Consider the following 25,924-nt stretch of genomic DNA (forward strand, 5'->3'; position numbering starts at 1 on the left):
CACCGCCAAGCCTGACGCAGGCTTCGCCGGCTAATGTGGGTCATCCTGTCGATCCACAGCGGATATTGCCATGCCGGCCACCTCTCGCCAAACCCGTCTTTACCGTCCGTCGCTGCTGCTGCTTACAGCAGCCCTCGCCGCGCTGTCGCTGAGCGGCTGCAGCAGCCTGCTTGCCAGAAGCGCAAAGGGTCCTGAGGCGAACGAAGCAGCAAGCGTCGACACCGCTTTGGCGCAAGACGTGAAGCCGCAGAAGCCGGACAGCGCGAAGGCGGTGATAGCTGCGGCCGGCAAGCCGCAGAAGGCGCCCGGCTACGTCGATCCGATGGTCGCATCGAGTGCCGGCGGAGCGGCACCGGCACCAAGCAGGCATCCCGCACGCAGTCTCGGCCAGCAGGCGGCGACGGTCGCCTCGGCCAATCCTGCCGCCGCCGCAGCCGGAGCGGCACCCGGACCGGCAGATCTCGGCGAAGCGATCCATCAGCCGACCGGCGTGCAGGCCAACCAGAACAGCATCTTCGCGCTCGCCAACGCGCAGGTGGCGGAAGCCAATGGCGTGCCGGCCTATGCGCCGGTGCGCAACATCAACCCGATGAGCGGCAGCATGTTCAGTGCGCGGCAGACGGCCGAGGCGCCGCCCGCCGCGGCACCATCCGCCGCCAATCCGGCGGGCAAGCCGGAAGACGGGCTCTGGTAATGAGAAACTGGTGGAGACGAGCCGCGTAAGCAGCTGCGCTGCCACTGGAAAGTTCCCTTCGACCTTCGCCCATTCTCCCGTCAAAAATCTTGCAGATCTTTGAAAAAGGCGCTTGCCAGCCGAGGAACACGCCCCTATAAGGGCGCCACCACGAAGCGCACGCGCCCTTCGTCTATCGGTTAGGACACCAGATTTTCATTCTGGGAAGAGGGGTTCGACTCCCCTAGGGCGTGCCACTTCTCCTTCTTCATTTCATTTGATTTTGAGTGGTCGGCCCCGACCGCGCCTTCATGCGATCCGCAGGCGCTCGGCCAGCAGCGTGATCAGCGCGTCGACCTTCGGCACGAGCTGGCGGCTGAGCGGCCAGACGAGATGCAGCGGCAGCCCGTCCACGGCGCTCTGCGGCAGCACATCGACAAGCGCTCCGCTTCGCAGTTCCGCCTCGATCAGCCAGGTCGCGAGCTGCGCAATGCCGAAGCCGGCCTTCACCGCCGCCACCTGCGCTTCGGCGCTGCCGACGACTATCCGCCCGTCCATCGGCTTGCGCTCGATGGTACCGCCCTCCCTTGGCAGCCGCCAGGGCAGCGTCGTTCCGTCCGCCCGGCCGTAAAGAACGCTGTCGTAGCGATGCAGTTCATCGATGCTGGAAGGCCGGCCTTGACGCTCGATGAACTGAGGTGCCGCGCAAAAGATCAGCCGCTCGGCCCCGAGATAACGCCGCCCCAGCGCCTCCGGCCAGGTCTCGGTGGCACTGATCCGCACGGCGAGATCGACATTATCCTCCACCAGATCGACAAAGCGGTCGGTAAAGCGGATATCCGGCATCAGCTGCGGGTAGCGCTCGGCCAGCTGCAGGATCAGCGGCATCACCTGCATATGGCCGTAGGCGACGGGCACGTTGATCTTCAACCGTCCAACGGGCTCGTTCTCGTGAGCGGCCAGCACCGCCTCGGCCTCCCCCAGTTCGGCCAGCACCCGCACGCAGATGGCATAGAAGGCAGCGCCGGCATCGGTCAGCGTCAACCGCCGGGTCGTACGCTCGAACAGCCGGCGGCCGAGCCGGGCCTCCAGGCGCGCAACGCTCTTGCTGACTGCCGAATTGCTGAGGTTCAGCCGCTCGGCCGCCGCCGTGAAACTGCCGGTATCGGCGGCCTGGACGAAGGTATCGATGCCCTTCAGGCGTTCGGACGGATACATGTGAGGCGCCTCATTCTGGAATTTTAGTCACTCAAGTGGTGAAATAATGCCGCGAGACGAGAATGCCAGTCATCAGTATGCAGCAGACTGCCTTTCAGGAGCCTGCCATGTCGATGACCACGTCCGCCCAAGCCCGAAGCGCTCGAACGAGCGGCAACAGCCTTCCCGTCCTGCTGCTGGCGATCTGCGCCTTCGTGATCGTCACCACCGAATTCATCATCGTCGGCCTGCTTCCGGGTCTTGCCCGCGACCTCGACATTCCCGTGTCGCTCGCCGGCCAGTTGGTCACGCTGTTTGCCTTCACCGTGATGCTGGCGGGCCCGTTTCTGACCGCGATCCTCTCACACCTCGAGCGCAAGCGGCTGTTCGTTGCGATCCTCGTGCTGTTTGCCATCTCCAACGTGGCTGCGGCGGCTGCGCCAAACATCTGGGTGCTTGGCCTCGGCCGCTTCCTTCCGGCGCTGGCACTTCCGGTGTTCTGGGGCACGGCCAGCGAAACCGCCGGCGATCTTGTCGGACCGGAGCGCGCCGGCAAGGCGATCTCGCAGGTCTACATGGGCATCGCCGCGGCCATGGTCTTCGGCATTCCGCTTGGCACGCTTGCCGCCGATGCGGTCGGCTGGCGCGGGACGTTCTGGGTGCTCGCCTTCATCTCGCTGTTGATGGCCGGCCTGCTCGCCGTCGTCATGCCAGCCATCGCCCGCCCGCAGAATGTCGGCGCAGCAGCCCAGGCCGGCATTCTGAAAGATCGATTCTTCCTCGGCAATATCGTGCTGTCGGTCCTTGTCTTCACCGCAATGTTCACCGCCTACACCTACCTTGCCGATACGCTCGAAAAGGTCGCCGGCATCCCGACCTCGCAGGTCGGCTGGTGGCTGATGGGCTTCGGCGTCCTCGGCCTTGGCGGCAACTGGCTGGGCGGTCATTTCGTCGGACGCGGTCCGCTGGCGGCAACCGGTGTCGCGACACTTGTCCTGTCGCTCGGCATGGCGGCCACCACGCCATTTTCCGGGTCGCACGCGCTGCTGATCGTCGCGCTGGCCGCCTGGGGCATCGCCAACACCGCCCTCTATCCGATCTGCCAGGTGCGGGTGATGAAGGCCGCCTCGCATGCCCAGGCGCTGGCTGGAACGCTCAACGTCTCGATGGCGAATGCCGGCATCGGGCTTGGCGCGATCATCGGCGGTGCGGTCATCGAGCATCTGGGCATCGAGAACATCGGCTACGTCGCCGCCGCGATCGGCATCCTCGCGGTGTTGACGGCGCTGTTGGTCGCGCGCATGAAGCCGACCGACAACCGCGCCTGAACCACACCAACGGCTGGCGCCGGAAACATCTCGTTGCGGCAGATCGGCGGAATCGATCCGGTCTGCTCGGCAGCATGGCGGCGCCAGCGTCGAAGTTTTCCACCGTCTCGGCTGAGCGCTGGAACCTGCTACGGGGCGATTTGCGTTTTTTCTTCTTGCAACGGAAAATTCTGCCCGTATAAGGGCGCCACCACGAAGCGCACGCGCCCTTCGTCTATCGGTTAGGACACCAGATTTTCATTCTGGGAAGAGGGGTTCGACTCCCCTAGGGCGTGCCACTTCTTCTCCAGAACATCGACACTTTCCCCGCTACGGAAGCGCAGAAGAGCGTCTCCGAGCGTCGGCGCGTTGCTGCCGAAACGGCGCTTGAAAAATCTCGCTGGGACGTCACCCAATCGTCATTTAGGTGCTTGCGGGACCGCATTTGCGCCCCTATAAGGGCGCCACGGCACGCGCCCTTCGTCTATCGGTTAGGACACCAGATTTTCATTCTGGGAAGAGGGGTTCGACTCCCCTAGGGCGTGCCACCCTTTCCGTTCTCTATGATCGCGCGACCGCGGATTGCTCTGACCGAAGCAGTCCGCCACGGGCCTTGGCCTGCAGCGTATCCGTACTTCTAATACCCTCCGATTCCGCACCGGCAGCGGCTTACAGCGCCCGCGCCGCGTCGAGGATCCGCAGCTGAACGCGGCGGCTGCCCTGCCAGTGATCGGCGCTCAGGCAGCCCGCGACGTGCACCTGGCTGCCGCGCGACGACAGCAGCATCTGGCCGAGCGGCGTATCGGCGGCGCGGAAGGCGATCGCGTCGAGCCGCGTGCCATCCATCGATTGCAGCGTCGCCTTCACATGCGCGGTCCCGATCAGCCGCGAATCGACAATCCGGTGCGACGGCACTGCGAAGATCGGCTGACTGTGGCCCGACCCATACGGCCCTGCCTGTTCCAGAAGGTCGATGAGGGCAATTGTTGCACCGGATGCCGACAGAGCACCGTCGATCTTCAGCACGTGGTTGCCGACAAGACCGGGCACGACGGTTTCGGCGAGGGCTTCGAAGCTGGCGCGCAGCCGGCCGAGATTGGCGCGCTCGACCGTCAGGCCTGCCGCCATCGCATGGCCGCCGCCCTTGACCAGCAGCCCCTCCTCGACGCCGGCACGGACCATGCGGCCGAGATCGAAGCCGGGGATCGAGCGGCCGGAGCCGGTGCCGCGGCCCGACGCATCGAAGGCGATGGCAAAGGCCGGTCGCTTGAACTTTTCCTTCAGCCGCGCCGCCAGTAGGCCGACGATGCCGGGATGCCAGTTGTCGCGGGCGGTGACAATCACCGACGCGTTCTCGCCATCGCCGTATTCAGCGATGACCTCGGCCTCGGCTTCGGCGAGCATCGCCGCCTCCATTGCCTGCCGTTCGCGGTTGAGCTCGTCCAGCCGCTCGGCGATGACGTCCGCTTCGGTCGGATCGTCGAGCGTCAGAAGCCGGCTGCCAAGCGCCGCATCACCGATTCGGCCGCCGGCATTGATGCGTGGGCCGACCAGAAATCCCAGATGATACGGCGTCACCGGGCCGCCAAGCCCGGCCTTGCGGAACAGCGCGGCAAGCCCGGCATTGCCCATGTGCCGGGCGGTCATCAGGCCCTTGACCACATAGGCCCGGTTGAGACCCTTCAGCGGCACCACGTCGCAGACGGTGGCCAGCGCCACAAGGTCCAGCCAGCCGAGAAGATCGAGCGTGCGCGCCCGCGCGTCGCCCTGCTCGCGCAGCAGCCTGGCGGTTGCCACCAGCACCATGAACACGACGCCGGCGGCACACAGATGCCCCTGCCCCGACAGATCGTCCTGACGGTTCGGGTTGACGAGCGCCACCGATGGCGGCAGCTCGTGCCCCATCTGGTGGTGGTCGATGACCACAACGTCGCAGTTTTCCACCGCCGCAGCCTGCAGCGCCTCGTGACTCGTCGATCCGCAGTCTACGGTGACGATCAGTTGCGCGCCGCCGGCAATCAGCTGGCGGATGGCATTTGGGTTGGGGCCATAGCCCTCGAAGATGCGGTCGGGAATATAGATCTCCGACTGCACCTCGAAATGGGTGAGAAAGCGGGACATCAGCGCAGAGGATGCCGCGCCGTCGACGTCGTAATCGCCGAAGATCGCCACCCGCTGCCGCTTGCCGACCGCCTCCGCGAGCCGGGCTGCGGCCTTGTCGCAATCGATCAAGGTGTGCGGATCCGGCATCAGCGAACGGATGGTCGGGTCCAGGAAGGCCGGCGCATCGTCGACGGCAACGCCGCGCCCTGCGAGCACCCGCGAGATCAGCTCCGGCAGGCCGTGCACCTGCGTCATCGCCAGCGCTCGGTTCTGTGCCGCCTGGTCGAGCCTCGACACCCACCGCTGGCCACTGGTGGAGTTCTCGACGCCGAGAAAGGCGCGGGAGACGGGGTCAACCGGTTCTGTCATGGGGCTCTTGTCTGATGGCGGACGGCATGCACCGCTTCTAGAGGCTTTCGCAAGCCGATGGAAGCGTCTCGGGCGTCCGCCCGTCCAGGGCCGCGACGATGCGCGAGCCCTGGAGCGTACGGTCGGCGGGCAAGCGCCGGAGTGAGGGCTGGAGGCTCAGAAGGCCTTGGGGCGCTCGATGCGGATCACCTGGGGCTCGCTGGCAAGATAGTTCTCGCCCTTGATGCCGGAGACGGCCTTGCGGATCGAATCCTCTGTCGTCGCATGGGTGACAAGGATGATGGTCTTTGCCTCGCTCGCCGCGGCTCCATTTGCCCGCTGGACGATGGATTCCAATGAGATGCCGTTCTGCGCCATCTGGGTCGCGACATTGGCAAACACGCCAGCGCGGTCGAGCACGGTCAGGCGGATGAAATAGCCGCCCTCATGGCTCTGGATCTGCGCCTTGCGGTACGGCGACAGCGACGCTGCCGGCGTGCCGAGTACCGGCACCCGCTGCTCGCCGGGACGGCTCTTGGCGATGTCGGCGATATCGCCGAGCACGGCGGATGCCGTGGCATTGCCGCCGGCACCCGGGCCGACCATCAGCAGTTCGCCGAGGATGTCGGACTCGATTGCCACGGCGTTGGTGACGCCATCGACCTGGGCGATGACCGAGTCATGCGGCACCATGGTCGGATGGACGCGCTGCTCGATGCCGCTGTCGGTGCGCTGCGCGACGCCGAGCAGCTTGATCCGGTAGCCGAGATCGGCAGCGGCATGGATGTCCTCGATCGAGATGTTGGATATGCCCTCGAGATAGATTTCGTCGGCGGCAATCTGAGTGCCGAAGGCGAGCGTCGTCAGGATCGCCAGCTTGTGCGCCGTATCGTTGCCCTCGATGTCGAAGGTCGGATCGGCTTCCGCATAGCCCAGCCGCTGGGCCTCCTTCAGGCAGGCCTCGAAGGTCAGCCCCTCCTTCTCCATGCGCGTCAGGATGTAATTGCAGGTGCCGTTCATGATGCCGTAGATGCGGCTGACCGTGTTGCCGGTCAGCGATTCCCGCAGCGCCTTGATCACCGGAATGCCACCGGCAACGGCCGCCTCGAAGTTGAGGAGGACGCCCTTCTGTTCGGCAAGCTGGGCAAATTCCACCCCGTGGCGGGCAAGCAGCGCCTTGTTGGCGGTGACAACGTGCAGGCCGCGGGCAAGCGCTGCCCGCACTGAGCGGTCGGCCGCACCCTCGGCACCACCGATCAGCTCGACAAGCACGTCGATGTCGCCGCGCTCGGCCATGGCTTCCGGCGTCTCGAACCATTCCGCCGTCGACAGGTCAAAGCCGCGGTCGCGTGTCCGGTCGCGGGCGCTGACGGCGGTGATCTCGATCGGCCGGCCGCAGGTGATTGCCAGTTCGCTTGCCCGCATCTGCAGAATGCGCGCCAGCGACGCGCCAACGGTTCCCAGACCCGCAAGACCGATTTTGAGGGCGTCTGCCATAGATACTATCCTGATCGAGATGATGCGGGCGGCACCAGGGGCCGCCCATCGAAGGTGGACACGAAAGCTGGAAGGTTCAGCGGTGGGCGTTCAGCGAGATGACGTTGTGCATCGTCTCGTCCGCCGTCGACAGGAACTTCTTGATGTTACGCGCCGCCTGGCGGATGCGGTGCTCGTTCTCCACCAGTGCCAGCCGCACGTAGTCGTCACCCATCTCACCGAAGCCGATGCCGGGCGCCACGGCCACGTCGGCCTTCTCGACCAGCAGCTTGGAGAATTCCAGCGAACAGAGATGACGGAACTTTTCCGGGACCTTTGCCCAGGCGAACATTGTCGCGGCCGGCGGCGGCACGTCGAAGCCGGCCTTGGCGAAGCTGTCGACCATCACGTCGCGGCGCCGCTTGTAGACGTTGCGGACCTCGGCAATATCCGACCCGTCGCCATTCAGCGCATGGGTCGCGGCCACCTGGATCGGCGTGAAGGCACCGTAGTCGAGATAGGATTTGACCCGCGTCAGGGCAGCGATCAGCCGCTCGTTGCCGACCGCAAAGCCGATGCGCCAGCCGGGCATGGAGAAGGTCTTCGACATCGAGGTGAATTCGACCGCAACATCCATGGCGCCGGGAACCTGCAGCACCGACGGCGGCGGATTGTTGTCGTCGAAGTAGATCTCCGAATAGGCAAGGTCCGACAGCACGATGATCTCGTGCTTCTTGGCGAATTCCACGACCTGCGTGTAGAAATCCAGCGAAGCGACATGCGCGGTCGGGTTGGACGGATAGTTTATGATCAGCGCCAGCGGCTTCGGGATCGAATGCTTCACGGCGCGCTCGAGCGGCGCAAAGAAGCTGTCGTCCGGCTCGACCTGCATGGAGCGGATCACGCCACCGGCCATCAGGAAGCCGAAGGCGTGGATGGGATAGGTCGGGTTGGGGCACAGGATCACGTCGCCCGGCGCAGTGATCGCCTGCGCCATGTTGGCAAAGCCCTCCTTGGAACCGAGCGTCGCGACAATCTGTGTTTCCGGATTGAGCTTCACGCCAAAGCGCCGTGCGTAGTAGGCCGCCTGCGCGCGACGAAGCCCGGGAATGCCCTTCGATGAGGAATAGCGATGGGTGCGCGGATCCTGGACCACTTCGCACAGCTTGTCGACGATGGCCTTCGGCGTCGGAAGATCGGGATTGCCCATGCCGAGGTCGATGATGTCCGCGCCGCCGGCTCGCGCGCTTGCCTTCAAACGGTTGACCTGTTCGAAAACGTAGGGCGGCAGTCTGCGGACCTTATGGAACTCTTCCATCGCGAACCTCTTCAGGGCATTGAACGCAAGGCCGCGGACCCATCTCGCAGAGCGCGGCACGGCAGTTGATTTGCGGCCAAATCTGCTTTGACGCAAGCCTTAATTGGCGATCTGCTTCTCGGCGTCGGCAGCGTGCTCGGCGGCCAGGCGCCGCAGTTCGGCAACACGACGCTCGTACTCGGCTTCGGTCACCGCACCCGAGGCGCGCGCCGATGCAAGCGCGGAGAGCTGCGCCTCGCTGGTGGTCGCCTCGGCATCCTCGATCTGCGTGTTGGCGGCGGTCATCGGCTTGCCGAATGTCGGATAGGTGCCGCTGTTCTGCTTGGTCAGAGCCATAGGCCGGGGTGCCGCGCGCGAACCGACGACGATCGCAGGCGGGGCCGTGTTGGGGATCCCGTCATCGAGCGCGAACGTGGAGCTCGAGCAGGCGCCAAGCTGGGAGGCGGCCGCAAGGATGCCGACAACCACGAGCCCACGCACCGAACGGGACGTCCGATCAACCATTTTCACAACCTACCCCTGCTACCGAATGCGCCCCTCCGGGCGGCTATCGCTGGAACTTGTATTCGTTTTCGGGCACAATGTAAAAACCAAAACAAGCATGGACCGGAGCGTCTCCGGCAACCGGGAGCGGAACCTACATGGGCGGCAAGGACCAGTCGAGCCGTGCCGGTGACGAGTTCACCGGATTCGATCCGGCGGATTTCGAAGCCTATCTCGTCAAGGACCCGCAGACGCTGGCGATGAACATCGCGCGGGCGGCGGAAAACCTCGGCAAGGCGGCGACGGAATGGCTGGGCCCGCGCGAGCGCGGCGAAGTCGTCGACGTGGTCGATCCACTCACCGACATGGTCAAGACCCTCTCCAAGGTCATCGAGTACTGGATGACCGAGCCGCAGCGAACGCTCGAGGCGCAATCGCTGCTGATGTCCTCCTACATGGGCATCTGGATGAACACGCTCAGCCGGCTATCGGGTGAGCAGGTGGTGGGCGAGCCGGACAGCCTGCCGAAGGACAAGCGATTCGCCGACGAGGACTGGCGCAGCAACCCGTTCTTCGCGCTGATGCGGCAGGTCTACCTGGTCACCGCCACCTGGGCCGAAAAGCTGGTAGAGCGGTCCGCCGGGCTCGACGAGCATACGCGTCACAAGGCGGCCTTCTATGTGAAGCAGCTGACGGCAGCGCTGTCGCCGGCCAATTTCGCGCTGACCAATCCGGAGGTCTACCGGCAGATGGTGGCCACCAACGGCGCCAACCTCGTCGCCGGCATGCAGAAGCTGGCCGAAGATGTCGCGGCCGGCGGCGGCGAACTGCGGCTGCGGCAGACGGATGCCCGGAACTTCCAGCTCGGCACCAACATCGCCGTGACCCCCGGCAAGGTGGTGGCGCGCAACCCGCTCTGCGAGATCATCCAGTACCAGCCGTCGACAGAGACGGTCTTCAAGCGGCCGCTGCTGATCGTCCCGCCATGGATCAACAAATACTACATCCTCGACCTTGGGCCGCAGAAGAGCTTCATCAAGTGGTGCGTCGACCAGGGCCACACCGTATTCGTCGTGTCCTGGGTCAATCCGGACGAAAGCCATGCGACGATGGCCTGGGAAGAATATGTGCGCGACGGCATCGATTTCGCGCTGCAGACGATCGAGACGGCGACCGGCGAAAAGCAGGTCAATGCCATCGGCTACTGCGTCGGCGGCACGCTGCTTGCCGCCGCCCTCGCCTACCACGCCAAGAGCCGCAACCGACGCATCCGCGCCGCCACCTTCTTCACCACGCAGGTGGATTTCGTCCACGCGGGCGATCTCAAGGTGTTCGTCGACGAGGAGCAGATCGCCGCGATCGAGCGGCAGATGAGCCTCACCGGCTATCTCGCCGGCTCGAAGATGGCGAGCGCCTTCAACATGCTCCGCGCGTCCGAGCTCATCTGGCCCTACGTGGTGACCAACTATCTGAAGGGACAGGAGCCGATGGCCTTCGACCTTCTGTACTGGAACTCCGATTCCACCCGGATGACGGCGGCGAACCACGCTTTCTACCTGCGCAACTGCTACCTTCAGAACAAGCTGTCTCAGGACGAGATGCAGCTGTTCGGCAAGACGGTGTCGCTGAAGGACGTGGCGATCCCGATCTACAGCCTGGCGACGCGCGAGGACCATATCGCGCCGGCGCGGTCGGTGTTTCTCGGCAGCCAGCATTTCGGCAGCGACCCAACCTTCGTGCTCAGCGGTTCCGGGCACATTGCCGGCGTCGTCAATCCGCCGGAGAAGAACAAGTACCAGTACTGGACCAGCGACAAGATCGCCGGTTCGTTCGATGACTGGCTGGCTGCGGCGACGGAAACGCCCGGCTCCTGGTGGCCGCACTGGCAGGCCTGGATGGAAAGACAGAGCGACAAGCGGGTGGCGGCGCGCCAACCCGGCGGCACGGCCCTGACGCCGCTCTGCGATGCGCCCGGGACCTATGTCATGGTCCGCAGCTGATCGGACGCAAAGACAGCCATGCAGTTTGATCCGCCCTTGGTGCCGGCGCGGCTCGTCAGCCGCTACAAGCGCTTCCTGTTCGACGCCATCCTCGACGACGGGACGGCGATTACCGGCTCCTGTCCCAACACCGGTTCGATGCGCGGGCTGACGACGCCGGGGTCGCGGATCTGGCTGTCGCAGCACGACAGTCCGACACGCAAATACCGCCACATGTTCGAGATGGTCGAGGCCGACGGCACGCTCGTCGGGATCAACACCGGGATGCCCAACCGGGTGGCCGAGGAGGCGCTGAGGATGGGGATGGTGAGCGAGCTTGTGGGCTATGCCGACCTGAAGCGCGAGCAGCGCTACGGACGCAATTCGCGGATCGACATGCTGCTTCTCGATCCGGCCCGGCCGCCTGCCTATATAGAGGTCAAGAACGTGCATTTCACCCGCACGCCCAGGCTTGCTGAGTTTCCCGATTCCGTCACCACGCGCGGCGCCAAGCACCTCGAGGAGTTGGGCGACATGGTGGAGGTCGGTTTCCGTGCGGCGATGCTCTACGTGGTGCAGCGCGACGACTGCGACCGTCTGTCGATCTGTACCGAACTGGATCCCGCCTACGGCCGGGCTTTCGAGCGGGCGCGCAGCCGGGGCGTCGAGGCCTATGCCATCGCCTGCCGCGTGACGCCGGAGGGAATTTCGGCGAGCCGGCCGATCCCGATAGACGAACGCGGACCCGCTGGTTAAAACCGACGAGAGACAAGACAGAAGTGTGATATCATGGTGACCTATATCGAGGCTGCGACTGCGCCAAAAAAGAACACGGGAGCCATCCGGCTCTACACCCAGGAGGATTTTGCCGGCATGCGCGCTGCCTGCCAGCTCACCTCCCGCTGCCTCGACGAGCTTGCGGCGATCGTCCAGCCGGGCGTTCTGACGAGTGCGATCGATCGCTTCGTGTTCGAGTTCGGCATGGACCACGGGGCACTTCCCGCTACCCTCAACTACCGCGGCTACAAGTACTCCGTCTGCACCTCCATCAACCATGTCGTCTGCCACGGCATGCCGGATGACAAGCCGCTGCGCGAAGGCGACATCGTCAACATCGACGTCACCTACCTGCTCGACGGCTGGCACGGCGATTCCAGCCGCATGTATCCGGTCGGCCAGGTCAAACGAGCCGCCGAGCGGCTGATGGAAGTCACCTACGAATGCCTGCTGCGCGGAATTGCAGCCGTCCGGCCCGGCGCCCGCACCGGTGCCATTGGCGAGGCCATCCAGGCTTACGCGGAAGCCGAGCGCTGCTCGGTCGTGCGCGATTTCTGCGGGCACGGCGTCGGCCGACTGTTCCACGACAGCCCGAACATCCTGCACTACGGCCGTGCCGACGAAGGTCCGGAATTGCGCGAAGGGATGATCTTCACCATCGAGCCGATGATCAATCTCGGCAAGCCGCACGTAAAGGTACTCGCCGACGGCTGGACGGCGGTCACCCGCGACAGATCGCTGTCAGCCCAGTACGAGCATGCCGTTGGCGTGACGGCGACCGGCTGCGAAATATTCACGCTGTCTCCGGGCGGCCTCGACCGCCCCGGCCTTCCTCCTCTCAACGGGTGATCGATGTCATCTCCTCCGGTTCCTCCGTCCACGACGCCAGACGCTGATGACGAGCCGGAGGACCGGATGGAGCTGTTTCCGGACGAGCGGGGCTATTTCTCCGAGCAGCCGGCGAAGGCCACGCCTGCCAAGAGGGACCTGTCGCTTGGCAAGAGCGACGACAAGGCCGCCCACTATCATGGCCACCGCGAGCGACTGCGGGCCCGCTACCGCGAGCATGGCGACACGGCGCTTGCCGATTACGAAATCCTGGAACTCATCCTCTTCCGGCTGATCCCGCGCCGCGACACCAAGCCGATCGCCAAGGCGCTGATCGAGCGCTTCGGCAATCTTGCCGGCGTGTTCGGGGCGCCCGCGGCTCTGCTGCAGGAGGTGAGCGGGGTGGGCGACACCGTCGCACTGGATCTGAAGCTGATCGCCAGCGTCGGGCCGCGCGTGCTGAAGAGCGAGCTGCGCGGCAAGCAGGTGCTGGCCTCATGGTCGGCAGTGATCGACTATTGTCACGCGGCGATGGCCTTCGAGGCGCGCGAGCAGTTCCGCATCCTGTTCCTCGACAAGCGCAATGCGCTGATCGCCGACGAGGTGCAAGGCCGCGGCACCGTCGATCACACGCCGGTCTACCCCCGCGAGGTGGTGCGCCGGGCACTGGAGCTTTCTGCGACTGCGCTCATTCTCGTCCACAACCATCCGAGCGGCGATCCGACGCCGTCGCGCGCCGATATCGACATGACGCGAACCATCGTCGATACGGCAAAGCCTCTCGGAATCACCGTCCACGATCACATCATCATTGGCAAGGACGGCCATGCCAGCCTGAAGGGCCTCAGGCTGATCTGACCGCCATCTGGCACTGCTAGGCGACCTGCACCATGTGACCCGCAGACACTTCGCGGTACTGGCGGACCGGAGGCTCGTAGCCGACCGGCCGCACCGGGCTCTTCAGCTCGTCGTCCGAGATGCCGCGACGAATGCCGCGACGCGCCGGATCCGGCACCGGCACCGCTGCCATCAGCTTCTTCGTATAGGGATGCTGCGGGTTGCCGAAGACGGCGGCGCGCGGTCCGATCTCGACGATTTCCCCCAAATACATGACGGCGACCCGGTGGCTGACCCGCTCGACGACGGCCATATCGTGGCTGATGAACAGGAAGGCCAGATCGAGGCTCTCCTGCAGATCGAGCAGCAGATTGCAGACCTGCGCCTTGATCGACACGTCGAGCGCCGAGACGCTCTCGTCGGCGACAATGACCTTGGGATCGAGCGACAGCGCCCGGGCAATCGCGATGCGCTGGCGCTGGCCGCCGGAAAATTCGTGAGGGAAACGCCGCATCAGATCCGGAGAAAGGCCGACACGCTTTAACAGATAAGCGGTCTTTTCAGTGGCTTCCGCCTTGTTTCCGAGACGGTGCTTGAGGAATGGCTCGGAGATGGCCTGGCCGACGGACATGCGCGGATTGAGGCTGGAGAAGGGATCCTGGAAGATCATCTGGATGCTCTTGCGCATCCGCTGCAGTTCCAGCGTCCCGAGCCCGTTGACCTTGTAGCCGTCGAGCTGGATGTCGCCGGCCGTCGGCTCGATGAGCCGCATGATGGAGCGACCGGTGGTCGACTTGCCGCAGCCGCTTTCGCCGACCAGTGACAGGGTCTCGCCCTGGCGCAAATCGAAGGAAACGTTCTCCACCGCATGAATGGCACCAGTCTGCCGCGAGAACAGGCCGGAGCGCACCGGGAAGCGGGTGACCAGGTTCCTGACCTCGAGGATCGGCTGGCGGTGACCAGGACGTGTCACTGTTGGCTGCGGTTCGGTGGTGACGCCGGTCACCGTGTCGACGACGGGGAAGCGCAGCGGCTGAGCCTGGCCTTCCATAGAGCCGAGTTTCGGCACGGCCGACAGCAGCGCCCGCGTATAGGGATGCCGACCGTGGTGGAAGATTTCTTCTGTCGGACCCGTCTCCACCGCATCGCCACGGAACATCACCACCGTACGGTCGGCGATCTCGGCGACGACGCCCATGTCGTGGGTGATGAAGAGGACCGACATGCCCTCCTCCTCCTGCAGCGTCTTGATGAGGTCGAGGATCTGGCCCTGGATCGTCACGTCGAGTGCCGTGGTCGGCTCATCGGCGATCAGCAGCTTCGGGCGCGAGGCGAGCGCCATGGCGATCATTACACGCTGGCGCATGCCGCCGGAGAACTGGTGCGGGTATTCGTCGAAGCGCGTGCCGGCGTTCGGGATGCGCACCTTTTCCAGCATGCGGATGGTTTCTGCCCGGGCTTGCGCCTGGTTCATGCCCTTGTGCCGCGTCAGCACCTCAGAAATCTGCCGGCCGATGGTGAAGATCGGATTGAGGCTGGTCATCGGCTCCTGGAAGATCATCGAGACCTCGTTGCCGCGCACCGCCCGCATCTCCTTTTCGGACAGCGCCAGGAGGTCGCGACCGTTGAGGAACACCTCGCCCTCGATGCGGCTGACGTTCTTGGCCAGCAGTTGCATGATCGACAGCGAAGTGACGCTCTTGCCTGAGCCGCTCTCGCCGACGATCGCCAGCGTCTCGCCGGCCGCCACGTCGAAGGAAACGTCGCGGACCACCGACTTCCAGCCGCTGTCGGTGCGGAAGGATGTCGTCAGGTTGCGGACGGACAGGATGGGCGGCGGTGTCATATCTACTGTCATGTGGGTGTCCATGGCGTGGCGAAAGATGCCGACTGGCGGCCTTCGGCTGCCCGCTGGGCCTCAAGCCCGGCGATCTTTCTGTCGATTTCGGTTCGGTCGATCATGCCGTGCGGATTCTCGCGGGTCGGCATGGTCTCGGCCACGTGCAGGTAGCGCTCCTGCGCCACGGCATAGAGGCGGCGCAGTTCGGCCAGCGGGTCGGTATGATCGTCGGCGCGGATATTCAGCCAGGCGTGATCCTGGTCGCGGTAGATGACGAGCGCTGCCGACTGCCGGCCGCGCTTGTCGCCGCCGGCCGCCTCGCCGGCATCCATGGCCGACAGGAGTCGGTCGGCAAACGGCAGCGACGCATGCTGCCGGTAGGTCTCCAGTGTCCGGTCGAGCACCTGTGGCCCGGCCAGCATGTTGCCGGCCACGGACACATTGTCCTCGACGATATGCCCCGCCCAGTCGATACACTTTGCGCCGGTGAAGGCGGCATTGCGACCGGCGGCATCGATCAGGTGAAGCTGCCGCTGCTGCGCGCCGTCGTCGCGGCCGGTCAGGTGATCGATGATCTCCCGCGGGCTGCGGCCTTCTCCGAGCATCGCCAGTCCCTCGGTCCCGTAGAGCGGGCTGACGAAGGCCTGCGTCGCCACGGCACCGATGCCGCCGCGCATATAAGGCACGGCGGAGCCGACCGCGAAGAAGCGGCTGGCGACGGCGATGCCGAGATGGCCGGTCTCTGGGTCACGGGCGACGATCGACCAGGTCATGGCTCAGCGTCCCACCGCATAGGCCTGCATCAGGCGCGGCGTTGCGGCCGCCCGCAGCAGTCCGTCGGCATCGCGGCGGGCCGCCGTCAGCCGTCCCACAGTCCAGTTGTCGGCCACCGTCACCTGGTGTCCGCGGCGGCGCAGTTCGCCGATCGTCGCCTCACCGAAGCCGGCTTCGACCATGATGTGGCCGGGCTGCGAGGTGCGCGGATAAAAGGAGCCCGGAAAATGCGTCGTGTGGAACAGCGGCGCATCGATCGAGGCCTGGAGGTTCTTGCCGTGGTGGACGTAGCGCAGGAAGAACGGCAGCTGCCATTGATCCTGCTGGTCGCCACCCGGCGTGCCAAAGGCGAGCGTCGGCCGACCCTGATGCAGGGCGAGCGACGGCGTCAGCGTCGTGCGCGGACGTTTTCCGGGCGCCAGCGACGTCGGCAGGCCGTCCTTCAGCCAGAACATCTGGGCCCGCGAATTCAGCGCAAAGCCAAGGCCCGGCACGATCGGCGAGGACTGCAGCCAGCCGCCTGACGGCGTCGTCGAGACCATGTTGCCCCAACGGTCGATGACGTCGATATGGACGGTGTCGCCCTTCTTCTCGGTCAGGTGCGACATGGTCGGTTCGTAGACGGCGCCTTTGCCGGAGAACTCGGCGAGCATCGCCATCGTCGCGTCGCGCTGGCGCTCGTAGCCGGGCACAGTGCCGGGACGCAGCTCCAGCGACGCTTCCGCGCCGATCAGCTTGCGCCGCTCGTCATTGTAGCTGTCCGCCAGCAGCGACTGGGTCGGGATCTGGCCAAATTCCGGATCGCCGTAATAGACCTCGCGGTCGGCATAGGCGAGCTTCATCGCCTCCACCACATGGTGGACGAAGTCCGGTCCGGACGGATCCATCGCTCCGACGTCAAAGCCCTTCAGCAGCGCCAGCGACTGCAGCAGCACCGGTCCCTGCCCCCAGGCCGGTGTCTTGGCAACCCTCCAGTCGTGGTAGTCGAAGGTCTGCGGCGCCTCAATGGTGGCGCTCCAGCCGGCCATGTCGTCAGCGGTCAGCACGCCCTTGTGGCGAATGCCGCTGGCATCCATCACTTCGGCGGTCTTCAGGTAGGTGTCGATCGCCTCGGCGACGAAGCCGCGGTAGAAGGCGTCGCGGGCGGCCTCAACCTGTTCCTCGCGACCGGACTTTGCCTCCGACTCGGCGATGATCCGCTTCCAGGTCTCGGCGAGCACCGGGTTCTTGAAGTTGGAATGCGGCTCGGGCGCCGATCCACCCGGCAGCCAGGTCTCATGCGAGGTCGGCCATTCCTTGGCGAAGAAATCGGCAAGCCCGGCGATGGTGGCGGAGACCCGCGGCAGCACCGGATGGCCGTGCTCGGCGTAATAGATAGCCGGCTCCAGAACTTCGCGGACGCTCATCGTGCCATAATCGCGCAGCATCAGCATCCAGCCGTCGAAGGCGCCGGGAATGACCGTCGAAAGAAGGCCGTCGCCGGGGATGAGCTTCAGGCCCTCGGCGGTGTAATGCTCGATGGTGGCGCCGGCCGGTGCCGGCCCCTGGGCGCAGATCACCTCCACCTTGTCGGTCTTCTTCGAGTAGATGATCGCCGGCATGTCACCGCCCGGGCCGCACAGATGCGGCTCGACGATCTGCAGGACGAAGCCCGTTGCGACAGCGGCGTCGAAGGCGTTGCCGCCCTTCTCCAGGATGCTCATGCCGACGGCCGAGGCGATCCAGTGGGTCGAGGTGACCACGCCGAAGGTGCCGAGGATTTCCGGCCGTGTGGTGAAATCAGTCATGCGTCATGCCTTTTCAAGATTAGTGTTCGCGCGGGTCGAGCGCATCGCGCAGGCCGTCGCCGAGAAGATTGAAGCCGATCACCACCAGGAAGATCGCGATGCCGGGCCACATGGCCATCCACGGCGCCTGGCTAAGGAAGTTCTTTGCGATGTTGAGCATCGAGCCCCAGCTCGGTGCCGGTGCCTGCTGGCCGAGACCGAGGAAGGACAGGCTCGCCTCGGCGATGATGGCAGTGGCGACGGTCAGCGTCGCCTGGACGATGATCGGCGCAAAGACGTTGGGGAGGATGTAGCGGGTCATGATGTCGACATGGCCGAGACCGACGGAACGGGCGCCCTCGACATAATCCTCGGTCTTCACCGCCAGCACCTGGCCGCGGGTCAGCCGCACGAAGATCGGCATGGCGGAAAGCCCGATGGCGATCATCGCATTGGTGAGGCTCGGGCCGAGGAAAGCGGCAAGCGCGATGGCGGTGATGAGGAACGGCATGGCGAGCAGCGCCTCGGTCACCCGCTGGATGATCTGGTCGGTCCAGCCGCCGAAATAGCCGGACAGGATGCCGAAGGGCACGCCGATGACCACGGCGATGGCAACCGAGATGACGCCTGCCATCAGCGAGGCACGCGCGCCCCATATCATCCGCGAGAGGATGTCGCGGCCGAGATCGTCGGTGCCGAGCCAGTGGGCGGCCGACGGTGCCTTGCGGATCGCGCCCCAGCTGGTGGCGACCGGATCGGGGATCGGCAGGATCGGTGCCGCCAATGCCAGGATGGCAAAGAACAGGATGATGACCATGCCGACCATCGAGCCGCGGTTTGCCCGCATCTTGCGCCAGGCGCGGCTCTTCTCGCGCGGCTGGGGAATGGGAGCCGTCTGTTCGATGACCGTCATAGGGTTGCCCTCAGGCGCGGGTTGAGGAGAACGTAGAGCACGTCGGCGATCAGGTTCATGAGAATGAAGCCGATGGCGGTGCACATGACGATGCCCTGCACCACGGCGTAATCGCGGGTAAACACGGCATCGACGGTCAGCTTGCCGAAGCCGGGAATGGTGAAGATCTGCTCGGTCAGCACGGCGCCCGCCAGCAGTTCGCCAAACAGCAGCGCCGACAGGGTGACGATCGGCAGCAGCGCGTTGCGGAAGGTGTGGCTGAGGATGATCTCGCGCGGCGACAGGCCTTTGGCCCGGGCAGTGCGGATATAATCGGAGCTGAGGACGCCGAGCATTGCCGAGCGGGTGTGCCGCATCAGCTGTCCGGCGAGCGCCGTCGACAGGACGAAGGCGGGCATGATCATGGTTTTGATCGAGCGTACCGGATCGACGAAGATCGATTCGTAGCCGGAGGCCGGCAGCCAGCCGAGATTGACCGAAACCAGCAGGATCAGCATGATCCCGAGCCAGAAATTGGGAACCGAAAGCCCCGACAGCGCCACCAGGTTTGCGATGTAATCCAGCGCCCGGTTCTTGTAGACGGCGGCCAGGATGCCGGTCGGAATGCCGATCACCAAGGCGAGGATCATCGACATCACGGCGAGCTGGATGGTTACCGGCAGCTTCTGGCCGATCAGCTCCAGCACCGGCTGGTTGGTGCGCAGCGAAATGCCGAAATCGCCGACCAGGATGCCTCCGACCCAGGAGAAGTACTGGACGATCACCGGATCGTTGAGGTGGTATTTTTCGCGCAGGAACTCGATCGTTGCCGGATCGCGCTCTTCGCCGGCCATGGCCAGCACCGGATCGCCGGGCAGGAGTTTCTGCAGCGAGAACACGAAGATCGAGATGATCAACAGCGTCGGGATCGCGACCAGCAGCCGCTTGCCGATATAGACAGGCATGACATCGCCCTCTTGGATTTCAGGTGGCCGCGCGGGAATTTTGTCCCCGCGCGGCAGTCTTGTTCGAGCTTACTTCTTGCTCACGCCCAGCAGGCGCATCATGCCGTCCGGCGACGGTGCAAAACCCTCGACCTTCTTGGAGATGGCGTAGGCGTAGGGCTGGTGGCCGAGATAGATGATCGGCATGTCCTCGTTGAGGATCGCGGTTGCCGCGTCATACTTCTCCTTGCGCACCGAATCGTCCGGCGAGGTGCGGGCTTCGTTGAGGAGCTTGTCGACTTCCGGGTTGCAGTACTTCACGTCGTTGATGCCGCCCTTGCAGGTGACGAACTGGTGGAGATTGCCGTCCGGATCGATGCGGCCGGACCAGTCGGAACGGCTCAGCTGATAGTTGCCGGCCGTCTGTTCCGACAGCAGCGTGGCGAACTCGGTGGCCTTCAGCGTGACGTTGAAGCCGGCTTCGGCAACCATCGACTGGATGACCTGCATCATCTGCGTCTGCGTCGTGTTGTTGGCGTGCTGCAGCTCGATGTCGAGGGATTCGTAACCCGCTTCCTTCATCAGCTGCTTGGCCTTTTCGATGTCACGCGCCGGCACCGGCAGGTTCTTGTTGAACCAAGGGCTCGACGGCGGGAACGGCTGGTTGCCGGCCATCGAGGTGCCTTCGAAGACGATCTGGCCGATCGCTTCGCGGTCGATCGCCAGCGAAAAGGCCTGGCGCAGGCGCTTGTCCTTGCCGAGCGGATTGTCGGCACGCGCGCCGTTGCCGACATTCGCATACATTGCCATGTAGCCCGGGCCGATGATGTCGGCATAGGTGAGGTTCGGGTCGTTCTTCACCGACACAGCGTCGGAGGCCGAGATGCGCTCGGCAATATCGAGGTCGCCGGAGCGCAGGTTGGCGAGCTTGACCGTCGTATCGGGGATCGGCAGGTAGGTGATCTTGTCGACGAGGATCTTGTCCTTGTCCCAGTAGTCAGCGAACTTTTCGAGCACGATGCGGTCCTGCTGGATGCGCTCGACGAACTTGAAAGGACCGGCGCAGACCGGCTTGGAGCCGAAGTTGGCGCCGAGCTCCTTGGCAGCCTTCGGCGCGACGATCATCCCGGCGCGGTCCGACAGCTGGGCAAGCAGCGTCACGTCGGCGGTCTTCAGGGTGAACTTGACCTCCAGGGGACCGGACGCCTCTACCTTGGCCACCGATGCCAGCTCGCTCTTGCGGCGCGATTCCGGCAGGGTCATGTTGCGTTCGATGGTGGCGACGACGGCTGCCGCGTCGAGCGGTTCGCCGTCATGGAACTTGACGCCGTCACGGATCTTCATGGTCAGCACCTTGCCCTCTTCGGACCAGGCCCACTCGGTGGCAAGCTGCGGGACGATCTTCATGTTCTGATCGATGTCGACCAGCTTGTCGCACATCGCCGTATAGACGATGCGGCCGACGAAGGTGCGCGACTGGGCCGGGTCCAGTACGTCGGCATCGTCGTTGAGGCCGATCTTCAGTTCGGAAGCGGCGGCGGGAAGCGCCGACAGGGCGCCGAAAGCGAGCGCCGTGGTGAGGCGTAGGAAACGAGACATGGTCATTCTCCTCTGATCCATAGGTCGATTGCATTCCTGGTGCCGGCTTGTGACCTCCGGCTTCCCGTTCTGCCGGGCCTGTCGGCCCGGCGAATTCTCATGAGGCGAGGGCCTCATCGCCGGCCGACGGCGGCAGATCGTGATCCAGCGAGGTTTCGCGGATCAGCCGTTCCTGCAGCATCAGCAGGTGCTGGCGCATCGCCTCGCCGGCCCGCGCCGGATCGCGCTTGGCAATCGCATCGATGATGTCCTCGTGCTGCGCATAGGCAATCGTCACGCCGTTGTTGGAGCGCGCCCGTTCGCGGATCTTCTGCCAGGCCTCGTTCTGCCGGACGTGGTTGATGACGTCGAAGACGGTGAGGAACAGCTGGTTGCGGGCGCTCTGGGCGATCTGCCGGTGAAGCGCGCCGTCCCAGAGTTCGCGCGCATCGGCGTCGTCGCTCTTGGTGATCTTCTGTGCCAGCTCGTGCATGCGCGTTACTTCGGCAGGCTTGGCGCGCAGCGCCGCGAGCTGTGCCAGCTGCGGCTCGATGCGCAGGCGGACCTCCATGATTTCCATGAAATCCGTCCCGGCGACGATGGCACCGACATCGTTGGAGAGGGCGCCGGGGTTCTGGCCAAGGAACGTTCCAGACCCCTGACGCCGCCAGACTTCACCTTCCGCCTCGAGCACTTCGAGCGCCTGGCGCACCGCCCGGCGACCGATGCCGAGCATCTCGGACAGTGCCCGCTCGGTTGGCAGCTTGCCGTCGGCGCCGGTCGTGCCGCGGCGCAGCAGATCGCGCAGCTTCTCGAGTGCATAATTGGCATTGTCGGGCGGTGTCTGCGGCTGGACCATTTGCTGAACCAATTCGATATTGGTTCATCCTCCTGTCACAATAGATCTCTGTCAAGCCATAAATCTAGGCATTTTGACCGGTGCAAATCTTTTGTGCATCTGCACACAGACTTGAATGCAGAAGTTTCTAGGGAACTCCGGGCGGCGTGGAGAAATTGGTCAGGATTGATGGTTACGATTGACCAACAGCAGTTGTTGCGCTGCAATAGAAGCGCATCCCAGACGAGGCACCTTCATGTACACTTACGATCTCATCGCCATCGGCAGCGGCCCGGCCGGACGTCGCGCAGCCATCCAGGCGGCCAAGCTCGAGAAGAAGGTTCTCGTCGTCGAGCAGGGTCGCCGCGTCGGCGGAGTCTCGGTTCACACCGGCACCATCCCGTCGAAGACGCTGCGCGAGACGGCGCTCAACCTCACGGGCTGGCGCGAACGCGGCTTCTACGGCCGCTCCTACCGGGTGAAGCAGGAAATCAGCGCCGATGACCTGCGCCGGCGCCTGCTGATCACGCTTGACCACGAGGTCGAAGTGCTGGAGCACCAGTTCGCCCGCAACCGGGTGCAGCAGGTACGCGGCCGCGCCACGTTCATTGATGCGAACATGCTGGAGATCGCCAAGTCGGACGGCGAGACGCTGCGGGTGACAGCCGCGTCGGTGCTGCTGGCCGTCGGAACCCGGCCCTACCGGCCGGCGCACATCCCCTTCGACGGCCGCTACGTCATCGACAGCGACGAACTCCTGGAGATGAAGGAAGTGCCGCGCTCGCTCGTCGTCGTCGGTGCCGGCGTCATCGGCATCGAGTATGCGACGATCTTCAGCGCTCTGGACACACAGGTCACCGTGGTCGAGCCGCGCGAAACGATGCTCGACTTCATCGACAAGGAGATCGTCGAGGATTTTGCCTACCAGTTGCGTGACCGGAACATGAAGCTGATCTTCGGCCAGACGGTCGAGACGGTCGAGCGCGACGCACAGGCTGGCAAATGCCGCGTGACGCTGAAGAGCGGCCGGATCCTTCAGGCCGAGATGGTGCTGTTTGCCGCCGGCCGCGTCGGCGCGACGGACACGCTGAACCTTGCCGCAGCAGGACTGGAGGCAGACAGCCGCGGTCGGCTGAAGGTCGATCCCGAGACGTTCCAGACCGCCGTGCCGCACATCTATGCGGCCGGCGACGTGATCGGCTTTCCGAGCCTTGCATCGACATCGATGGAGCAGGGACGGATCGCGGCAAGACACGCGGTCGGCGTGCCGGCCAGCGAACCGCCGCAATTCTTCCCCTACGGCATCTACGCCGTCCCGGAGATTTCCACCTGCGGCCTCACCGAAGAAGAGGTCATCCAGCGCAGCATTCCCTACGAGACAGGCATTGCGCATTTCCGCGAGACCTCGCGCGGCCACATCATGGGGCTCGACACCGGCCTCCTGAAGATGATCTTCTCCTTGAAGACGCGCCGGCTGCTCGGCGTCCACATTGTTGGCGAAGGGGCAACCGAACTTGTGCATATTGGCCAGGCGGTCCTGAACCTCAAAGGCACCGTCGAGTATTTCGTCGAGAACACCTTCAACTACCCGACGCTCGCAGAAGCGTACAAGATCGCCGGACTGGATGCCTGGAACCGGATGGGCGAAGGGCCGAAGGAGGCGCCGGTCGCCACGTCGCAGCCGCTCGACAAGACGCCGGGGCTGACACCTGCGGAGACTGAGGCGGCACCGGAAGCCCGCAAGGCCGCCAACATCTGATCTCACAGAAGCCGGAGGTCCAGGCCTCCGGCTTCGCCTGCCCCGGCTTTGCCATCCTGTCGAAAGCCGTGGGCTGCGGCCATGAAAAAGCCGCCTCGGCGTTGACCGGGCGGCTCTTCCAGCATTGCTGCAGGATGTGGCCCCGTTGCCGGGGCCAGATCCGAATATTAGCGCGAATAGAATTCGACGACGAGGTTCGGTTCCATGATGACGGCGTACGGAACGTCCGACAGGGTGGGAACGCGAACGTAGGTGGCGACCATCTTGTTGTGGTCGACGTCGATGTAGTCCGGAACGTCGCGTTCAGCCAGCGAGACCGATTCGAGAACCGTCACCATCTGCTTGGACTTCTGGCGAACTTCGATCACGTCGCCAGCCTTGCAGCGGTACGAGCCGATGTTGACCTTGACGCCGTTGACCGTGACGTGGCCGTGGTTGACGAACTGACGGGCAGCCCAGACGGTCGGCACGAACTTGGCGCGGTAGACGATGGCGTCCAGGCGCGATTCGAGCAGGCCGATCAGGTTTTCACCGGTGTCGCCCTTGCGGCGGTTAGCTTCGTCGTAGGTGGCGCGGAACTGCTTCTCGCGGATATCGCCGTAGTAGCCCTTCAGCTTCTGCTTGGCGCGCAGCTGCACGCCGAAGTCGGAAAGCTTGCCCTTGCGGCGCTGGCCGTGCTGGCCCGGGCCGTATTCGCGGCGGTTGACCGGGGACTTCGGACGACCCCAGATGTTTTCGCCCATGCGGCGATCGATTTTGTACTTGGATGCAGCGCGCTTGCTCATCGCATTTCCTTTCACAGGTTTACGCCGGTCTGTTGCCAAACCGGCTTAAGGAAACACGCCCTCCTAAGAAGCGCCCGCTTGAGGAGCTTCTGACAGGTTTCTCACGGAGCGTCCGGAGACAACCACGGGACATGTCGTTGAAACGCTAGGCGTTGCCGCCCGGCGATTGGGGGTCTTTAGGGGGAACGGTCCGGCTTGTCAACATCGGCCGGCCGAACAGGCGGCCTCTTCGTGGCTTGCCGGCCAATACCGGCATCACCCCCTGCCGGGTGCATTTTTCAGGCACGACGCTCTTGAACGGCTTGCGGGTCTTTCCCATCTCGATCGCCAGCACCGGGCCCCTCTGACGTGTATTGCCGGATCGACCCGTGATGTCGGTGCTTCATCAGCCAACTGGATCCGGCATGGATTATGTCATGGATTTCCTCTGGTTTGATGTCCAGGGCGCTGCCCTGTGGATGTGGCTTACCTTTATCGCAATCGTCGTGGCTCTTCTGGCGCTCGACCTCGGTGTTCTTCACAAGAACAGCAAGGAGATCGGCATCCGGGAGAGCCTGTTGATGTCTGGCTTCTACATGTCGCTCGGCGTGCTGTTCTCCGCCTTCGTGTGGAGCCAGTTCGGTCAAGAGGCCGGCATTAAATACCTGACCGGCTTCGTCATCGAGAAGAGCCTCGCGATGGACAACATCTTCGTCATCGCGATGATCTTCGGCTATTTCTCCATTCCCCGCCAGTACCAGCACCGGGTGCTGCTCTACGGCATCCTCGGCGTGATCGTGCTGCGCGGCATCATGATCGCGGTCGGGGCAGCCGTCGTCGAGAACTATGGCTGGGTGCTCTACCTGTTTGCCGCCTTCCTCATCATCACCGGCATCAAGATGCTTTTCTCCAGCAGCGAGCCCTATGATGTGGAAAACAACCCGATCCTCAAGGTGCTGCGCAAGCGCCTGCCGGTGACCGAACGCCTGCACGGCGAAAGGTTCTTCGTTCGTCAGGCCGATCCCGCCACCGGCAAGCTGAAGACCTACCTGACGCCACTGATGCTGGCGCTGATCCTCATCGAGTTCGCCGACCTCGTCTTTGCGGTGGACTCGATCCCGGCGATTTTCGCCATCACCACCGACCCGTTCATCGTCTACACCTCGAACATCTTTGCCATTCTCGGCCTGCGTGCCCTCTATTTTGCGCTGGCGGCGCTTATCCACCGCTTCGCCTATCTCAAGTACGCGCTGTCGGTCGTCCTGATCTTCATCGGCTCGAAGATCTTCCTCGCCGACATGCTGGGGCTCGCCAAGATCCCGCCGCTGGTTTCGCTCGGCGTGACGCTCGCCATCCTGGCCGCCGGCATCGTCGGATCGCTCTGGGCGACCCGCAACACGCCGGCGGAACTCGACGGCAAGCCGCGCGCCTGACATCGGCCCC

The 25,924-nt window shown here is 64.5% G+C and carries 22 protein-coding genes and 3 tRNA genes; 11 read left to right on the forward strand and 14 right to left on the reverse strand.

Features of this window, described 5'->3' with window-relative positions; translation table 11 throughout:
* Window positions 1-70 precede the first annotated feature (70 nt).
* Both ACR65N_RS00510 and ACR65N_RS00515 read left to right on the forward strand, forming a co-directional pair.
* A complete protein-coding gene (locus tag ACR65N_RS00510; RefSeq protein ID WP_440455349.1) occupies window positions 71-694 on the forward strand; it encodes a hypothetical protein in 624 nt (207 codons plus the stop codon).
* A gap of 161 nt (window positions 695-855) precedes the next feature.
* A tRNA-Glu gene (locus ACR65N_RS00515) sits at window positions 856-930 on the forward strand.
* A 52-nt stretch (window positions 931-982) separates the two neighbouring features.
* On the opposite strand, the gene ACR65N_RS00520 is transcribed toward ACR65N_RS00515, so the two are convergent.
* Entirely contained in the window at window positions 983-1,891 is a 909-nt protein-coding gene (locus ACR65N_RS00520; protein ID WP_440455350.1) for a LysR family transcriptional regulator, read from the reverse strand.
* A gap of 107 nt (window positions 1,892-1,998) precedes the next feature.
* Here ACR65N_RS00520 and ACR65N_RS00525 point away from each other — a divergent pair, with 107 nt between their 5' ends.
* From ACR65N_RS00525 to ACR65N_RS00535, 3 genes are all read left to right on the forward strand, one after another.
* Window positions 1,999-3,198, forward strand: a complete 1,200-nt coding sequence (locus tag ACR65N_RS00525) for an MFS transporter (RefSeq protein WP_440455351.1) — start codon at window positions 1,999-2,001, stop codon at window positions 3,196-3,198.
* A gap of 203 nt (window positions 3,199-3,401) precedes the next feature.
* Window positions 3,402-3,476 (forward strand) — tRNA-Glu (locus ACR65N_RS00530).
* Between the two features lie 174 nt (window positions 3,477-3,650).
* A tRNA-Glu gene (locus tag ACR65N_RS00535) sits at window positions 3,651-3,725 on the forward strand.
* 121 nt (window positions 3,726-3,846) lie between these two features.
* Here ACR65N_RS00535 and recJ read toward each other — a convergent pair.
* The 4 genes from recJ to ACR65N_RS00555 all read right to left on the reverse strand — a co-directional run bounded on the left by recJ (window position 3,847) and on the right by ACR65N_RS00555 (window position 8,926).
* On the reverse strand, window positions 3,847-5,649 hold the full coding sequence (gene recJ / locus ACR65N_RS00540; RefSeq protein ID WP_440455352.1) for a single-stranded-DNA-specific exonuclease RecJ: 1,803 nt from the start codon (window positions 5,647-5,649) through the stop codon (window positions 3,847-3,849).
* A 156-nt stretch (window positions 5,650-5,805) separates the two neighbouring features.
* Window positions 5,806-7,125, reverse strand: coding sequence for a homoserine dehydrogenase (locus ACR65N_RS00545; protein ID WP_440455353.1), 1,320 nt, complete (start codon window positions 7,123-7,125; stop codon window positions 5,806-5,808).
* 76 nt (window positions 7,126-7,201) lie between these two features.
* Window positions 7,202-8,422, reverse strand: coding sequence for an LL-diaminopimelate aminotransferase (locus ACR65N_RS00550; RefSeq protein ID WP_440455354.1), 1,221 nt, complete (start codon window positions 8,420-8,422; stop codon window positions 7,202-7,204).
* 99 nt (window positions 8,423-8,521) lie between these two features.
* Window positions 8,522-8,926 (reverse strand): SHOCT domain-containing protein, encoded by a 405-nt coding sequence (locus ACR65N_RS00555; RefSeq protein WP_430308081.1) that lies wholly within the window; start codon window positions 8,924-8,926, stop codon window positions 8,522-8,524.
* A gap of 137 nt (window positions 8,927-9,063) precedes the next feature.
* Here ACR65N_RS00555 and ACR65N_RS00560 point away from each other — a divergent pair, with 137 nt between their 5' ends.
* The 4 genes from ACR65N_RS00560 to radC all read left to right on the forward strand — a co-directional run bounded on the left by ACR65N_RS00560 (window position 9,064) and on the right by radC (window position 13,347).
* On the forward strand, window positions 9,064-10,905 hold the full coding sequence (locus ACR65N_RS00560) for a PHA/PHB synthase family protein (RefSeq protein ID WP_440455355.1): 1,842 nt from the start codon (window positions 9,064-9,066) through the stop codon (window positions 10,903-10,905).
* Window positions 10,906-10,923: 18 nt separating this feature from the next.
* Window positions 10,924-11,640: a DNA/RNA nuclease SfsA gene (sfsA, locus tag ACR65N_RS00565; protein WP_440455356.1), complete on the forward strand. Its 717-nt coding sequence runs from the start codon at window positions 10,924-10,926 to the stop codon at window positions 11,638-11,640.
* Between the two features lie 33 nt (window positions 11,641-11,673).
* A complete protein-coding gene (gene map / locus ACR65N_RS00570) occupies window positions 11,674-12,510 on the forward strand; it encodes a type I methionyl aminopeptidase (RefSeq protein WP_440455357.1) in 837 nt (278 codons plus the stop codon).
* Between the two features lie 66 nt (window positions 12,511-12,576).
* Window positions 12,577-13,347 (forward strand): RadC family protein, encoded by a 771-nt coding sequence (gene radC, locus ACR65N_RS00575; RefSeq protein ID WP_430308077.1) that lies wholly within the window; start codon window positions 12,577-12,579, stop codon window positions 13,345-13,347.
* 16 nt (window positions 13,348-13,363) lie between these two features.
* Here the strand turns inward: radC and ACR65N_RS00580 are convergent, their stop codons facing one another.
* The 7 genes from ACR65N_RS00580 to ACR65N_RS00610 form a co-directional block, all read right to left on the reverse strand.
* Window positions 13,364-15,172 (reverse strand): ABC transporter ATP-binding protein, encoded by a 1,809-nt coding sequence (locus ACR65N_RS00580; RefSeq protein WP_440456093.1) that lies wholly within the window; start codon window positions 15,170-15,172, stop codon window positions 13,364-13,366.
* An 8-nt stretch (window positions 15,173-15,180) separates the two neighbouring features.
* On the reverse strand, window positions 15,181-15,939 hold the full coding sequence (locus ACR65N_RS00585; protein ID WP_440455358.1) for a DUF1028 domain-containing protein: 759 nt from the start codon (window positions 15,937-15,939) through the stop codon (window positions 15,181-15,183).
* Window positions 15,940-15,942: 3 nt separating this feature from the next.
* Window positions 15,943-17,727: a gamma-glutamyltransferase family protein gene (locus tag ACR65N_RS00590; protein ID WP_440455359.1), complete on the reverse strand. Its 1,785-nt coding sequence runs from the start codon at window positions 17,725-17,727 to the stop codon at window positions 15,943-15,945.
* Between the two features lie 19 nt (window positions 17,728-17,746).
* The gene (locus tag ACR65N_RS00595; protein ID WP_440455360.1) at window positions 17,747-18,619 is read right to left on the reverse strand and encodes an ABC transporter permease; all 873 of its coding nucleotides are present in this window, start codon (window positions 18,617-18,619) and stop codon (window positions 17,747-17,749) included.
* Window positions 18,616-19,563, reverse strand: coding sequence for an ABC transporter permease (locus ACR65N_RS00600; RefSeq protein WP_430308073.1), 948 nt, complete (start codon window positions 19,561-19,563; stop codon window positions 18,616-18,618). The genes ACR65N_RS00595 and ACR65N_RS00600 overlap by 4 nt, the downstream gene beginning before the upstream one ends.
* Before the next feature lie 69 nt (window positions 19,564-19,632).
* Window positions 19,633-21,141: an ABC transporter substrate-binding protein gene (locus ACR65N_RS00605; RefSeq protein WP_440455361.1), complete on the reverse strand. Its 1,509-nt coding sequence runs from the start codon at window positions 21,139-21,141 to the stop codon at window positions 19,633-19,635.
* Between the two features lie 97 nt (window positions 21,142-21,238).
* Window positions 21,239-21,979 (reverse strand): FadR/GntR family transcriptional regulator, encoded by a 741-nt coding sequence (locus tag ACR65N_RS00610; protein ID WP_440455362.1) that lies wholly within the window; start codon window positions 21,977-21,979, stop codon window positions 21,239-21,241.
* 235 nt (window positions 21,980-22,214) lie between these two features.
* Here ACR65N_RS00610 and sthA point away from each other — a divergent pair, with 235 nt between their 5' ends.
* A complete protein-coding gene (sthA, locus tag ACR65N_RS00615; RefSeq protein ID WP_440455363.1) occupies window positions 22,215-23,717 on the forward strand; it encodes a Si-specific NAD(P)(+) transhydrogenase in 1,503 nt (500 codons plus the stop codon).
* Between the two features lie 167 nt (window positions 23,718-23,884).
* On the opposite strand, the gene rpsD is transcribed toward sthA, so the two are convergent.
* Together rpsD and ACR65N_RS00625 are read right to left on the reverse strand one after the other, a co-directional pair.
* Window positions 23,885-24,502 (reverse strand): 30S ribosomal protein S4, encoded by a 618-nt coding sequence (gene rpsD / locus ACR65N_RS00620; RefSeq protein WP_430308068.1) that lies wholly within the window; start codon window positions 24,500-24,502, stop codon window positions 23,885-23,887.
* Window positions 24,503-24,647: 145 nt separating this feature from the next.
* Window positions 24,648-24,836: a hypothetical protein gene (locus tag ACR65N_RS00625; protein ID WP_440455364.1), complete on the reverse strand. Its 189-nt coding sequence runs from the start codon at window positions 24,834-24,836 to the stop codon at window positions 24,648-24,650.
* 82 nt (window positions 24,837-24,918) lie between these two features.
* Here ACR65N_RS00625 and ACR65N_RS00630 point away from each other — a divergent pair, with 82 nt between their 5' ends.
* Window positions 24,919-25,914, forward strand: a complete 996-nt coding sequence (locus ACR65N_RS00630) for a TerC family protein (protein ID WP_440456094.1) — start codon at window positions 24,919-24,921, stop codon at window positions 25,912-25,914.
* Window positions 25,915-25,924 lie beyond the last annotated feature (10 nt).

It is taken from the genome of Rhizobium sp. SAFR-030 (assembly GCF_059415005.1).

Bases quoted from the DNA above. Each gene is read 5' to 3' on its own strand.
- ACR65N_RS00510 (WP_440455349.1), top strand. From the start codon at position 71: ATGCCGGCCACCTCTCGCCAAACCCGTCTTTACCGTCCGTCGCTGCTG.
- ACR65N_RS00520 (WP_440455350.1), bottom strand. From the start codon at position 1,891: ATGTATCCGTCCGAACGCCTGAAGGGCATCGATACCTTCGTCCAGGCC.
- ACR65N_RS00525 (WP_440455351.1), top strand. From the start codon at position 1,999: ATGTCGATGACCACGTCCGCCCAAGCCCGAAGCGCTCGAACGAGCGGC.
- recJ (WP_440455352.1), bottom strand. From the start codon at position 5,649: ATGACAGAACCGGTTGACCCCGTCTCCCGCGCCTTTCTCGGCGTCGAG.
- ACR65N_RS00545 (WP_440455353.1), bottom strand. From the start codon at position 7,125: ATGGCAGACGCCCTCAAAATCGGTCTTGCGGGTCTGGGAACCGTTGGC.
- ACR65N_RS00550 (WP_440455354.1), bottom strand. From the start codon at position 8,422: ATGGAAGAGTTCCATAAGGTCCGCAGACTGCCGCCCTACGTTTTCGAA.
- ACR65N_RS00555 (WP_430308081.1), bottom strand. From the start codon at position 8,926: ATGGTTGATCGGACGTCCCGTTCGGTGCGTGGGCTCGTGGTTGTCGGC.
- ACR65N_RS00560 (WP_440455355.1), top strand. From the start codon at position 9,064: ATGGGCGGCAAGGACCAGTCGAGCCGTGCCGGTGACGAGTTCACCGGA.
- sfsA (WP_440455356.1), top strand. From the start codon at position 10,924: ATGCAGTTTGATCCGCCCTTGGTGCCGGCGCGGCTCGTCAGCCGCTAC.
- map (WP_440455357.1), top strand. From the start codon at position 11,674: ATGGTGACCTATATCGAGGCTGCGACTGCGCCAAAAAAGAACACGGGA.
- radC (WP_430308077.1), top strand. From the start codon at position 12,577: ATGGAGCTGTTTCCGGACGAGCGGGGCTATTTCTCCGAGCAGCCGGCG.
- ACR65N_RS00580 (WP_440456093.1), bottom strand. From the start codon at position 15,172: ATGACACCGCCGCCCATCCTGTCCGTCCGCAACCTGACGACATCCTTC.
- ACR65N_RS00585 (WP_440455358.1), bottom strand. From the start codon at position 15,939: ATGACCTGGTCGATCGTCGCCCGTGACCCAGAGACCGGCCATCTCGGC.
- ACR65N_RS00590 (WP_440455359.1), bottom strand. From the start codon at position 17,727: ATGACTGATTTCACCACACGGCCGGAAATCCTCGGCACCTTCGGCGTG.
- ACR65N_RS00595 (WP_440455360.1), bottom strand. From the start codon at position 18,619: ATGACGGTCATCGAACAGACGGCTCCCATTCCCCAGCCGCGCGAGAAG.
- ACR65N_RS00600 (WP_430308073.1), bottom strand. From the start codon at position 19,563: ATGCCTGTCTATATCGGCAAGCGGCTGCTGGTCGCGATCCCGACGCTG.
- ACR65N_RS00605 (WP_440455361.1), bottom strand. From the start codon at position 21,141: ATGTCTCGTTTCCTACGCCTCACCACGGCGCTCGCTTTCGGCGCCCTG.
- ACR65N_RS00610 (WP_440455362.1), bottom strand. From the start codon at position 21,979: ATGGTCCAGCCGCAGACACCGCCCGACAATGCCAATTATGCACTCGAG.
- sthA (WP_440455363.1), top strand. From the start codon at position 22,215: ATGTACACTTACGATCTCATCGCCATCGGCAGCGGCCCGGCCGGACGT.
- rpsD (WP_430308068.1), bottom strand. From the start codon at position 24,502: ATGAGCAAGCGCGCTGCATCCAAGTACAAAATCGATCGCCGCATGGGC.
- ACR65N_RS00630 (WP_440456094.1), top strand. From the start codon at position 24,919: ATGGATTTCCTCTGGTTTGATGTCCAGGGCGCTGCCCTGTGGATGTGG.